The organism is Shewanella japonica (genome assembly GCF_002075795.1).
Taxonomy (GTDB): domain Bacteria; phylum Pseudomonadota; class Gammaproteobacteria; order Enterobacterales; family Shewanellaceae; genus Shewanella; species Shewanella japonica.
On sequence record NZ_CP020472.1, the window covers coordinates 3,384,105 to 3,396,574 of the forward strand.

Genomic DNA, 12,470 nt, shown 5'->3' on the forward strand with positions numbered 1-12,470 from the left:
TGTTTATATAATTTTTAGTTAAGAGACTGCTGATAAATAACTTATATATGCAAATAAAATATTACTTTTAGACTTAATTAACGCTTTTTAATTAAAATTTGCCTATTTAAAGGTTTTTTTATTTGATCCAATCAAATTTACTTTCTATTATTAAGAGCAATTCAAGTAACCGTGCTTTTTTACTATCTTTTTTTGTTTTAACAATTTAAATAGTCGCATCAATTTACACTCTAGTTTGATAACAATTAACCAATTTAGAGTATTGATAGGTATTATTTAATCATCACAGAATTACTTGAGATACTTATTAATTAAAATCATTAGGATGCACATTGATATGAGTGACTTTTTAGAAATTTTGACACATGGTCGTCGTTTTAAAGCTGCTGTAAAAGAGTTATCACTAGATGAATTACGTGAACTTTCTACTAAGCTTGAAAAAATCATTACAGAAAGAGAAGAAGACGAAAAAGCTGAATTAGAAGCCAATGCTGAGCGTAATGCCCGCATTGCTGAAATATTAGCTCAAATTGAAAATAGCGGTTTATCAATTGAAGATTTAGGTGAAGTAACAGCAAAGCCTGCACCTAAAAAGCGTGCCCCACGCCCTGCTAAATATCAAATTGAAGTTGATGGCGAATTAATTCAATGGACTGGTCAAGGCCGCATGCCAACTGTATTTAAAAACCAAGTAGATAATGGTAAAACAATGGAAGACTTCTTAATTCCAGGTATGGAATAAGTCTTAATCTACGATATGATAAAAAGCTTACTTCGGTAAGCTTTTTTGTTATCTAGGATGAGTAAACAGTATTTCCTCGACGCCATAAGCCATGTAAACTAACCCCTTCGCAGCACACCACTCAATTAGGCCTGTATTATGAATGTTTCTCGTCCAATGATGTCTTTCGCACTAGTATCAAGCTTTTTATTATCAGGCTGCGCAAGTGATTATACTTTTAATAGTAATTTAGACAGTAAAGCCATAGATGAGTATTTCAAGCCAACAAGCGTTGAACTATTTAAAGACGGTGAACGTCCAACTGGCGCATTTGATATTGTTGCCCTAGTTGAAGGCGAGTCTTGCCAAGAAACGGAAACTGGCGTACCCGCTAATGTCGCCGATGCACGCACACAAGCCCGTAAAAAGGCCAATGAACTGGGTGCTAATGGACTTATCGTTAAGAAGTGTCTATTAACAGAACAACCAACAGAAACTTGCTTTACCCAAGCATTCTGCGTCGGCCAAGCAATTAAAATGCACAATGTGCAATAACCTTTTTACTATATATTTAATTCATGACTACTCATTCTGACCAGCCGTTTCAATCTGATATTGAAGCGGTTGCAATTTGTCGCACGCCATATAAACAAAAGTTTGGTATTCCTAGGCAACCTGGCCTAGTTAATGTCAAAGGCTGGGTTGAGTTAACCCCCAAATTTAACCAACTCGATGCCGTCAGGGGTATTGAACAATATTCACACCTTTGGCTACTTTTTTGTTTTCATGAAAACTTAGCACAAGGCTGGAAAAACACCGTTAGACCTCCTCGACTAGGCGGAAATGAAAAGCTAGGCGTATTTGCTACCCGCTCTACTTTTAGACCAAATGGCATTGGCCAATCTGTAGTTAAATTACATTCAGTTGTTAGACGCAACGGTAAAATCTGCCTAGAAATATCTGGAATGGATTTATTAGATGGCACACCAATCATTGACATAAAACCCTATATTCCATTTTCTGACGCCATTGATAATGCAACTGGGGGCATTGCTCAATCAGCACCAGAATTAATAGAGGTTCAATATTCATCATTAGCTGAAACACAAGTTTTGGCTCACTCTAAAGCGCTTGATATATCGCATTTACAACAAGTAATTACGGATGTTTTAGCGCAAGACCCGAGGCCTGCATATAAAAAAGCCAAAGTTGATCTTAAAATTTATCAAGTTGCTTTATTTGATATAGATGTATTTTGGCGAGTTAATGATAAAACGATTGAGGTGATTGAAATTAAACCGACTAGCGTATGTTAAAATAAACTTAGCTTTTCGATTAACTATGTCATTTTCACCCATTTTTAGGCGAATTGATTTATCTAACAATGTTTTAAATCTAACGGTCTTAATAATAATTTCGTTAACTTAATCTTAGGCTTAATAATGAATAATAAACCTGATTATCAAACTCAGCATAAAAAACGCCTATCTTGGATGCCTTGGCTTTATTTTTCGTTAAAAGAAAAACACTTAGTCTGGGCAAAGCCTTGGCAAGACGAGATCCAACAACATTTAACCCAAGTTGAAACTATTCATATTGGTGAGCACAGTTTTATCGCTCCTGAAGCCAACCTTTTTGCAGAACGTGGACGTGACATTCATATAGGTAACCAATGTATGATTGCAGCTGATGTGTTCCTCCACGGCCCTATTACACTGGGTAATGAGGTCGCGATTAACCACGGCTGTTCATTTGATGGCGGAAAAGTAGGGATCACGATCGGCAATAAGACCCGCATAGCAAATAACGTGACTATTTACGCATTTAATCACGGGATGTCCGTCGATAACCCTATTTACCAACAAGCTGTTACAGCTAAAGGGATCACTATTGGTGATGATGTTTGGATTGGAGCACAAGCTGGTATTGTTGATGGTGTCACTATTGGTAATCAAGCCATTGTAGGTATGGGCAGCATTGTCACCAAAGATGTCCCGGAGTTCGCTATTGTTGCAGGAAACCCTGCTAAAATAATCGGCGATAGGCGCGATAAGTAGTTAAAAAGTGCTGCACAATAACGCCATGTCGTTCAATTTTCCTTGCTAACATAGCGATGTTAAACCAGCGTCTTATTGGTTTAATTATTTCAATGCCCTTGTTCCATATATTAAAGCCAAGATGTTGTTAATTATCTGGTGACAACATCGTTGCAAGTGCTAAAATGTCGCCCATTAATAGCTACTAAGTGGACATTGGGAATGCGAGTTAGCAATTACCTGCTTTCAACACAAAAAGAAACTCCTGCAAATGCAGAAGTGATCAGTCATCAATTAATGTTACGTGCAGGTTTTATCCGCCGTAATGCATCAGGCCTTTATTCATGGCTGCCCAGCGGATTACGCGTATTGCGTAAAGTTGAGGCGATTGTTCGTGAAGAAATGAATAATGCTGGTGCTGTTGAAATCTTAATGCCCCTAGTTCAGCCTGCCGATTTATGGGCTGAAACTGGTCGCTGGGAAAAATTCGGTCCAGAATTGCTCCGCTTTCAAGATCGCCACAATCGCGACTTCGTATTAGGTCCAACTCATGAAGAAGTCATTACCGACCTTGTACGTAAAGAAGTTAGCTCTTATAAGCAATTACCATTGAACTTATATCAAGTTCAAACAAAATTCCGTGATGAGGTTCGTCCTCGTTTTGGTGTGATGCGTGCTCGTGAGTTCTTGATGAAAGATGCTTACACATTCCATTTAAGCCAAGAGTGTTTAGATAACACCTACGCACAAATGCATAATGCATACAGTAAAATTTTTGAGCGTATGGGGTTAGCTTTCCGTCCTGTTATCGCAGATACAGGCTCAATTGGCGGCAGTGCTTCACACGAATTCCATGTACTTGCAAATAGCGGCGAAGATTTAATTGCTTACTCAAACGGCAGTGATTACGCAGCCAATATCGAGAAAGCAGAAACAGCTGAGCCTACAACAACGTTAGCCGCACCAACTCAAGAAATGACTTTAGTTGATACGCCAAATGCTAAAACGATTGCCGAGTTAGTTGAACAATTTGACGTTGAAATCACTAAAACAGTGAAAACATTGATTGTTAAAGGTGCGACTGAAGAAGCGCCCCTTGTAGCGCTAATCGTACGTGGCGATCATGAGCTCAATGAATTAAAAGCTGATAAGCACGAACTTGTTGCTGCACCACTTGAGTTTGCAACTGACGCAGAAATCAAAGATGCCATTGGCGCAAGCACTGGCTCTTTAGGCCCTGTAGGCTTAACAATGCCAGTTATCATTGACAAAGATGTTGCTGTAATGAGCGATTTTGCAGCGGGTGCCAACCAAGATGGAAAACATCATTTTGGTATCAACTGGGAACGTGACTTACCAATGGCGCAAGCGATGGATCTTCGCAATGTTGTTGAAGGTGAGCCTACGCCTGACGGTAAAGGTACTTACGAGTTTGCTCGTGGTATCGAAGTGGGTCACATCTTCCAACTTGGAACCAATTACTCAGAAGCCATGGGTGCAACCGTACTTGATGAAAACGGTAAAGCAAAAGAAATGCTGATGGGGTGTTATGGTATCGGTGTCAGTCGTATTGTTGCTGCAGCAATTGAGCAAAACCACGACGACCGAGGCATGATGTTGCCAGCGACCCTTGCCCCATTCACTGTGGGTATTTTACCGATGAACATGCACAAATCGCATCGTGTAAAAGAAATGGCAGAGCAGTTATACAAAGATTTGAGTGCTGAAGGCATTGAAATCTTACTGGACGATCGTAAAGAGCGCCCAGGTGTCATGTTCAATGACATGGAGCTAATTGGTCTACCTCACGTTGTCGTAATTGGTGACCGTAATATCGACGCGGGTGTATTTGAATATAAAAATCGCCGCACTGGTGAAAAGCAAGAAATTCCTTTTGACCAAATCGTTGACTTCATTAAGTCATCTATTAAAGGCTAAACCTTTACTCAAACCTTCACTAGGCTAGCTAAAACCTGCCTCAGTGAAAGACATTAAACGCACCTTAGGGTGCGTTTTTTTTGCTAAAAATTTATACGATGGTGTAAAAAAACCTTCATTAACTCGTCTAACCAGATAATATTAACCATACTGATATCATGATGTTAAACACAATAAGGAGATAAACGTTGTCAGAGACTATTGCACTGGTATTAGGTGGCGGTGGCGCTAGGGCTGCATACCAAATTGGTGTGTTAAAAGCCTTAGTACAACTGTACCCTCGCAATCACCACATTCCATTTGCAATCCTCAGTGGTTCTTCAGCTGGTGCAATTAATGCCACTTCGTTAGCAACCCATGCATCGTGTTTTCATTTAGGTGTTAAAAAGCTCGATTGGGTATGGCGTCATTTTGAAACTAAAAAAGTATATCGCTCTTCTTTTTGGGATGTATTCAAACACCTTTGCAAGATGGCATTAAAAGGCTTACAGACTGATAAAATGAACACTGATGCCGGTAGTTTGCTCGATAACTCTCCGTTACGTCAGTTACTTAACCAACTAATAGACTTCCAACGCATTGAGCGAAACATTGGCAGTGGCGCGCTAAAAGCGATTAGTATTGACGCTTCTAGTTATAACGACTCACATTCATACAGCTTCTACCAAGCCCATAATAGTGTCGATGATTGGCAAAGAGCCAGACGGCAAGGAAACCGCTGCACACTGACGACCAACCATTTGATGGCAACATCAGCTATTCCTTTGGTTTTTCCGTCAATTAAGCTCAATCAAGCTTACTTTGGCGATGGCTCAGTGCATCAATTATCCCCGCTATCAAGTTCAATTCATTTGGGGGCTGATAAAATCATGGTTATTAACCTCGATAGCCCACATAAAAAACCGCAACACGAAATTGATGCTCACCCAAAAGCTGCCACCATCGCGGGTCACTTACTCGATACCATTTTTTCTGACACCTTAAACAGTGATCTTGAGCGGCTTGAAAGAATTAATACCACCTTAGATTTAATTCCTGGCGCAGATGTGGAAATGATAAACCTAAGGAAGATTAATACGTTAGTTATAAAGCCTAGTGAAGACCTAAGCGAAATTGCAGCAAGATATTATAAAGATCTTCCCCTCGCGATAAGGATACTCCTCAAATTCATTGGTATAGATAGTCAGTCAGACTCAAGTGTGGTTTCTTACCTATTATTTGAAAAAGCCTACACAAGTGCTTTAATTGATTTAGGTTATCAAGACGCAATGACACAGATAGACACCTTTAAGGACTTTTTTAATATCAAGACTACCTAGCTGGATAAAAGGAATGTTATGGACGCAATAAGGATAATTGCTCTAGCAACTTTGCTGATGTTAGCAGCCTGCAATGACACTAAGTTACAATTTGACCCCGATCCTCTCAAAGGCAGCTTACATACGGTTGACTGGGCAGGCACTTACCAAGGCGTTTTTCCTTGTCCAAGCTGCAACGGAATGAAAACCATACTCACCTTAATTGCCCCTAATCAATACACCATTTCAACAGAGCACTTAGGACAAGACCCTAACCCATTTGTCAGTTCAGGTGAGTTCAATTGGGATAGTACAGGAAATATAATCTATTTAGATCGAGGGCAAATTTACCAAGTTGTAGAAAGCAAAATGTACTTATTGAATGTGGAAAGTCAACGAATACGTGGGGAACACGAAGAGCAGTATATTGTTCACAAAATCAGTTCATAAAATCAGTTCATAAAATCAGCTCATAAAAAAGCCTTCCCCTTATATGTCCAACAGTATGTCCAGTCGTCGATATACATTGTTAGCAATTAGCTTCCCGGCTACCGCCTAACATAAGCGAATGATACCAGATAGGTCGGAAAGAGTTTTTCACCAACAAAGCACATATATTTTGCTTTCGCTTCAAAATAAAATTCGGTAAAAAGTACGGGTAACCAGTCATGATATACGCTATGACAGCCCTAAAAACTCAGCTGTAGTAGCATCACTTTGGAAAGAGTTATGTCTCAAAACTATAAATTTGATATCGACGATCTTCTTTGGGATGAAGAAGTTGAAACCAAGCCCAAAACGAAAAAAGTCAATCATCGTAGAAAGGATACCAAAAAACGTTATGCCGATGATTACGCTGAATTAGATTTTGAGGCGAACCAATATCAGTGACAGACTGCCATAAAAAAAGCAAGTTGCTCAGCAACTTGCTTTTTTATATATGAACGACCAACGATGAAAGTGCTAGAATTTTGCCGTACCGCCAATATAGAAACCATCATCAAATGAGCGATCTGAACGGTCGTCATATTTGAATGTTAAGTTACGGTAACCTACAAACAATGCCATATTCGGGTTAAAGCTATACTTCACTTTTGCACCTAGCTCGGTGTAGCCATCGACGTTAGAAAAAGATAATACAGAAGGTGCGTAATAAGCATCACCATGTAATGATAAATTGTTATTCAGCGCCAAGCTGTAATGACCACCCACTGATATCACACTGCCATTTGGACTATCATCAAACCAAACTGAAGACCATTTAGGGCCTACTTCAATAGTATGTGGACCAGTTTGATGAACCATGTGCATCGCAAATTCAGCCAAATGTCCTTTTTTATCAGAATAAATGTAACCCGCTTCAAGGTTGGTATGCTCATTAAGGTAAGATTTTAAATCAGCAGAAACCACATGTTCGCTTATACCAAACGTTAATTCGGATGCACTTGCATTCAACGATAGTGCACTTACTGCCGCTATGGCTGCAGCTTTAATGGTTTTGCTCATGTTAATACCTCAATCAAGAATCATAATTTGCCGAGATTATACTGACCATTATTATTAAGTCTTTATAAATCAGTCACGCTGGTGACAAATCAATCACTCGCATACAAACTTCAAACGCGTTAATAACAATTTAACCAAATGATTCATACTTGCTACTTATAAATATTGATTACGACATTGCTAAAAAATAAACGAAATAGCAGTGTTTTTGATATCTAACTCACAACAAAAAAATTAAATTGCACACAATTTAATTGTGCTATTAGAGTTGATCAGATATAGTAAGAACAAATCTATGAGGAGTAAGCTATGAGTCAGTCTTTTTACGATCAATCAGCAGTTGATATTCAAGGTAATACCGTTTCAATGGCACAATTTAAAGACAAAGTTGTGTTAGTCGTTAACACCGCTAGTGAATGTGGCTTTACTCATCAATACAAACCACTGGAGCATTTATACCAACTCTACAAAGATCAAGGTTTTGTGGTATTAGGTTTTCCGTGTAATCAATTTGGTAAACAAGAAAAAGGCGACGAAGCAGCTATCAGTGAATTTTGTGAAATTAATTTCGGGGTCACCTTCCCACTATTTAGCAAAATTGATGTAAATGGCCCAGATTCAGCACCGCTATATACTTTCTTGAAGTCACAAGCTAAGGGATTATTAGGTAGTCAGTCGATAAAATGGAACTTTACAAAGTTTTTAATCAACAAAGATGGCAAGGTTCTCAATCGATATTCACCAACAACAAAGCCGGAAAACCTAATGAGTGAAATTGAGGGCTTATTAAAATAAATATCAACCCACTGAATTTAAACACAAAAAATTTATTAAAAGTCATATCAAAAGAAATATCAAAATAAATTGTATTTTTTTTGAACTATTCAGAGAAGGGAGAGTCTTACTTACTAAGACAGTGTGATTTCACTTTCATCATCTCCCTGGGACTTCTAGCGCGGTCCCCTTGATCTCAAAGTGGATCGATAGGCAATCATTTGATTGCCTTTTTTTATGGCTCTAAATACGTAAGCCAATACATCGACATCTCAATCATAATAGTACTCCTCTCCGACTAGCTAAAACTCATAAAAAGCGGCGTAATGGCAAGACTCTAGGTCATCAAAAATCAGTTTTTTATATTTTTATAAAAAATTTTAAATTTATTTGAACCTTTTTGAATAGCAACGCTCTGAGTATATGTAGCAAGTTGGTAAGCGTTAATGGTAAAGCAAACCCTTCATCACGGTTTACTTCACAAGATAATTTATCAACATGGTCTCATCAACCAATGCTAACCGAATTATTTTTAAGACTGCTTTACTGGTTTTTGAATTGTTCATCATCATCCCCCCCATTCGGGAACCTGTTAATCTGCTAGCGCTTGATTAACTTATGTCCCACAAGAAATACTTCTGGCAACCCATTGGGTTGCCATTTTTTTATCTGTGCTTTAATTAATACAAAAATCACCCCTTCCATACAAAGCCCGCACGCTTATGTTGGTATGAGATAGAAAGGAGTGTTAGATAAAAATGCATCTTGGATATAAATAGAATGAAAAGATCATTTTTTTATAAAATCATTGAACCTTTTATTAAACCACCACTCTGAGTAACTGTAGCGAGTTGATAATGGTTAAGTGGATTCTTACTTACCCAACATCTCAAGTTTGATTAGCCCTTCATCACGGCAACATTAAATGATCGCTAACCGAATTAGTTTACGACTGTTTCATTGTTCATCATCATCCCCCTTATTTGGGAACCTGTTAATTCGCTAGCGCTTGATTAACTTATGTCCCGCAAGAAATACTTCTGGCAACCCATTGGGTTGCCATTTTTTTATCTGTGCTTTAATCCATACAAAGCCCGCACGCTTATGTTGGTATGAGATAGAAAGGAGTGTTGGTTAAAAATGAATCTTGGATAAAAATGAAATGAAAAGATCATTTTTTTATAAAATCATTGAACCTTTTATTAAACCACCACTCTGAGTAACTGTAGCGAGTTGATAATGGTTAAGTAGATTCTTACTTACCCAACATCTCAAGTTTGATTAGCCCTTCATCACGGCAACATCAAATGATCGCTAACCGAATTAGTTTAAGACTGTTTCATTGTTCATCATCATCCCCCTTATTTGGGAACCTGTTAATTCGCTAGCGCTTGATTAACTTATGTCCCGCAAGAAATACTTCTGGCAACCCATTGGGTTGCCATTTTTTTATCTGTGCTTTAATCAATACAAACATGACCCTTTCCATACAAAGCCCGCACGCTTATGTTGGTTTGAGATAGAAAGGAGTGTTGGTTAAAAATGAATCTTGGATAAAAATGCATCTTGGATATAAATAGAATGAAAAAATGATTTTTTTATAAAATCATTGAACCTTTTATTAAACCACCACTCTGAGTAACTGTAGCGAGTTGATAATGGTTAAGTGGATTCTTACTTACCCAACATCTCAAGTTTGATTAGCCCTTCATCACGGCAACATTAAATGATCGCTAACCGAATTAGTTTAAGACTGTTTCATTGTTTGTTCATCATCCCCCTTATTTGGGAACCTGTTAATCCGCTAGCGTATGATTAACTTATGTCCCACAAGAAATACTTCTGGCAACCTATTGGGTTGCCATTTTTTTATCTTAAATTCAGCAAATAAAATTTGAGGTTAATCGGGCAAGTTTCGTTCAAAGCAAGAAGAGTTGGGTTAATTTTAAACAGGTCTCTTTAAGCTAAAAAATTTTTCCTAAAAAATGTATTTTTTTACTCATGACATTGAACCTTTTGTTAAACCGCTACTCTGAGTAAGTGTAGCGAGTTGATAATGGTTAAGTGGATTCTTACTTACCGACTATCTCAAGTTTGATTAGCCCTTCATCACGGCCACATTAAATGATCGCTAACAGAATTAGTTTAAGACTGTTTCATTGTTCATCATCATCCCCCTTATTTGGGAACCTGTTAATCCGCTAGCGTATGATTAACTTATGTCCCACAAGAAATACTTCTGGCAACCCATTGGGTTGCCATTTTTTTGTTCGTTATTTAGCTAAGGAGTATTGAGGTAACTGGAGTTTTATGACGTAAGCATAACATCCAGTTGTACTTGTAATGATGGGTGATAGCTTGCTCTTGTTTGCTGATAAATATCTGACACAAAATCCACATAGCCAGCAATAAGCAATTCACTGTAGAGTGGTTTTACAAATTTTGCTCGTCCAATACTTCCTAAGAATTCAGCGACGGTTGGCAGCACTACCTCATAATGGTTTCGAATGGCGACTCTAAGCCAGTCACATGCAAGCTCTGCATTTTTGCTCTGAGTAAAACCAAAGGTCATATCCAAATCTTTCAACTGAACCTGCGTTAATTGAAATGGCAATTGGTTGATAAAATACTGCCAATGGTGCACTCGCCAGCCTGCCACATTCAATTGCTTTGCATGCCCTCCTGCGCAAAATTGTGTTAATGCCGAGGTCACTTTGTCTAAGCTACTTGATGTTGGGCCCTCGAACCACTCAGGTAGGCCCTCACCATAAACCCAAGTGAGTAATTCACCCTCTGATATTTTGCCGCCATGCTGGGGCAATAAGGTTTGTTTGGCATACTCTACAAACGTCTCTGTTGTAATAGCCTCAAACTTAAACTGCTGAACATAATTAAATAAGAACACATCAAAATCAGCGCGTCCTAGCCTCGATTCAAGCTCATGTACAAACATAGAGGCTTTATCATAAGTAAATCGATTAAATGAGTCGTTAGCATCTTGAAACTGGACATTAGCTGGCAAAGTTTGTGCACTTAGTGGCATTGATAGCATTTCTTCTTTTAAGCGACCATATTCAATCACCCACTCAAGTTCCGCTTGTTCTTGGCCATATATTTTTTCAACCAAACGATTGGTGAAATATGTGGTAAAACCTTCATTTAGCCATAAGTCACGCCAGGTTGCATTACTGACTAAATTGCCTGTCCAAGAGTGGGCTAATTCATGCGCCACGGTTGACACTAAGCTTTTATCACCTGCAATCAATGTTGGAGTAATAAATGCTAAACGTGGGTTCTCCATTCCACCAAAAGGGAAACTGGGTGGCAGCACTATCATGTCATAACGATCCCAAGGATAAGGCCCCAATAAAGATTCTGCAGCCACAATCATTGATTCGGTATCTTCAAACTCCTTGAGCGCCTTATCAAGCATGCCAGGTTCTGTATAAATAGCGCATCGATGGCTAATCTCACCATAAGCTAAATCGCCAACTGCAAGCGCAAGCAAATGAGTTGGAATGGGTTTTTCCATTTCAAAATAGAATTGACCATCTTGAGGTATAGCAGAAGAATTAGCGGCGCTCATTACTGCACGAAGACCGTTATTAACTTTGACACTCGCATTGAAAGTGATTCTGGCCTTCGGGCTGTCTTGCAGTGGGATCCAGCTTCGGGCATTAACAGGCTGAGATTGACTAAATAGATAAGGGTGTTGTTTACCTAAGGTTTGCTCAGGAGTTAACCATTGTAATCCTTGGGCGCTAGGCGAAGTATGATAATGAATAACCACTTCGGTAATCTCTGTACCGATATCAACAGTGATTTGCCCGCCTTGAAACTCGCTTAGGCTTTCATATGAATAGTGACACTGGTTTCCATGGATATCTGTCACTGCATCAATCAACAAATCACGGCTATCTAGCACCAAATGCACAGCGGATGTTTGCCGTTTAAATTGCAAATTAACCTGTCCATGAAGTTGCTGTTTGTCAAAGTCAACATCAAGGAAAAGCGTCATATGATGCACGATAATGTCATCAGTGTTAGCAACAGAATGGTAGTCACGAGTGAAATCTAATTGTTCAGCCACATCAAACCCTTATTGGAATTATTATCGGGTTATATTAACTCACTTAGGTCTTTTCATCGAGTCTATTAAACGGACACAAAAAAGCCTCACGAATGAGGCTTTTAGTG

11 protein-coding genes are annotated in these 12,470 nt (G+C 38.7%); 9 read left to right on the forward strand and 2 right to left on the reverse strand.

The genetic code is table 11. From position 1 onward, the window contains the following. The first annotated feature begins 337 nt into the window (after window positions 1–337). The 8 genes from SJ2017_RS14560 (at window position 338) to SJ2017_RS21500 (ending at window position 6,884) form a co-directional block, all read left to right on the forward strand. Entirely contained in the window at window positions 338–742 is a 405-nt protein-coding gene (locus tag SJ2017_RS14560) for an H-NS histone family protein (RefSeq protein WP_055026052.1), read from the forward strand. Window positions 743–880: 138 nt separating this feature from the next. Further along, a complete protein-coding gene (gene rcsF, locus SJ2017_RS14565) occupies window positions 881–1,276 on the forward strand; it encodes an Rcs stress response system protein RcsF (RefSeq protein WP_055026051.1) in 396 nt (131 codons plus the stop codon). Window positions 1,277–1,299: 23 nt separating this feature from the next. After that, window positions 1,300–2,037, forward strand: a complete 738-nt coding sequence (tsaA, locus tag SJ2017_RS14570; protein WP_080916210.1) for a tRNA (N6-threonylcarbamoyladenosine(37)-N6)-methyltransferase TrmO — start codon at window positions 1,300–1,302, stop codon at window positions 2,035–2,037. 126 nt (window positions 2,038–2,163) lie between these two features. After that, a complete protein-coding gene (locus SJ2017_RS14575; protein WP_080916211.1) occupies window positions 2,164–2,778 on the forward strand; it encodes an acyltransferase in 615 nt (204 codons plus the stop codon). Window positions 2,779–2,979: 201 nt separating this feature from the next. Continuing rightward, a complete protein-coding gene (locus tag SJ2017_RS14580; protein WP_080916212.1) occupies window positions 2,980–4,695 on the forward strand; it encodes a proline--tRNA ligase in 1,716 nt (571 codons plus the stop codon). Between the two features lie 188 nt (window positions 4,696–4,883). Further along, the gene (locus tag SJ2017_RS14585) at window positions 4,884–6,014 is read left to right on the forward strand and encodes a patatin-like phospholipase family protein (protein ID WP_055026047.1); all 1,131 of its coding nucleotides are present in this window, start codon (window positions 4,884–4,886) and stop codon (window positions 6,012–6,014) included. Window positions 6,015–6,032: 18 nt separating this feature from the next. Further along, window positions 6,033–6,443 (forward strand): copper resistance protein NlpE, encoded by a 411-nt coding sequence (locus SJ2017_RS14590; RefSeq protein WP_055026046.1) that lies wholly within the window; start codon window positions 6,033–6,035, stop codon window positions 6,441–6,443. Between the two features lie 279 nt (window positions 6,444–6,722). Continuing rightward, on the forward strand, window positions 6,723–6,884 hold the full coding sequence (locus tag SJ2017_RS21500) for a small highly charged protein (RefSeq protein ID WP_119968964.1): 162 nt from the start codon (window positions 6,723–6,725) through the stop codon (window positions 6,882–6,884). Window positions 6,885–6,956: 72 nt separating this feature from the next. On the opposite strand, the gene SJ2017_RS14595 is transcribed toward SJ2017_RS21500, so the two are convergent. Then, window positions 6,957–7,499: a YfaZ family outer membrane protein gene (locus SJ2017_RS14595; RefSeq protein WP_055026045.1), complete on the reverse strand. Its 543-nt coding sequence runs from the start codon at window positions 7,497–7,499 to the stop codon at window positions 6,957–6,959. A 309-nt stretch (window positions 7,500–7,808) separates the two neighbouring features. On the opposite strand from SJ2017_RS14595, the gene SJ2017_RS14600 reads away from it, so the two are divergent. After that, complete coding sequence (locus SJ2017_RS14600; RefSeq protein ID WP_055026044.1) at window positions 7,809–8,294, forward strand: glutathione peroxidase; 486 nt, start codon at window positions 7,809–7,811, stop codon at window positions 8,292–8,294. 2,287 nt (window positions 8,295–10,581) lie between these two features. On the opposite strand, the gene SJ2017_RS14605 is transcribed toward SJ2017_RS14600, so the two are convergent. Then, complete coding sequence (locus tag SJ2017_RS14605) at window positions 10,582–12,363, reverse strand: M1 family metallopeptidase (protein ID WP_080916213.1); 1,782 nt, start codon at window positions 12,361–12,363, stop codon at window positions 10,582–10,584. Window positions 12,364–12,470 lie beyond the last annotated feature (107 nt).

Coding starts and splice junctions, on each gene's coding strand:
- SJ2017_RS14575 (WP_080916211.1), top strand. CDS start 2,164: ATGAATAATAAACCTGATTATCAAACTCAGCATAAAAAACGCCTATCT.
- tsaA (WP_080916210.1), top strand. CDS start 1,300: ATGACTACTCATTCTGACCAGCCGTTTCAATCTGATATTGAAGCGGTT.
- SJ2017_RS14590 (WP_055026046.1), top strand. CDS start 6,033: ATGGACGCAATAAGGATAATTGCTCTAGCAACTTTGCTGATGTTAGCA.
- rcsF (WP_055026051.1), top strand. CDS start 881: ATGAATGTTTCTCGTCCAATGATGTCTTTCGCACTAGTATCAAGCTTT.
- SJ2017_RS14580 (WP_080916212.1), top strand. CDS start 2,980: ATGCGAGTTAGCAATTACCTGCTTTCAACACAAAAAGAAACTCCTGCA.
- SJ2017_RS21500 (WP_119968964.1), top strand. CDS start 6,723: ATGTCTCAAAACTATAAATTTGATATCGACGATCTTCTTTGGGATGAA.
- SJ2017_RS14595 (WP_055026045.1), bottom strand. CDS start 7,499: ATGAGCAAAACCATTAAAGCTGCAGCCATAGCGGCAGTAAGTGCACTA.
- SJ2017_RS14560 (WP_055026052.1), top strand. CDS start 338: ATGAGTGACTTTTTAGAAATTTTGACACATGGTCGTCGTTTTAAAGCT.
- SJ2017_RS14600 (WP_055026044.1), top strand. CDS start 7,809: ATGAGTCAGTCTTTTTACGATCAATCAGCAGTTGATATTCAAGGTAAT.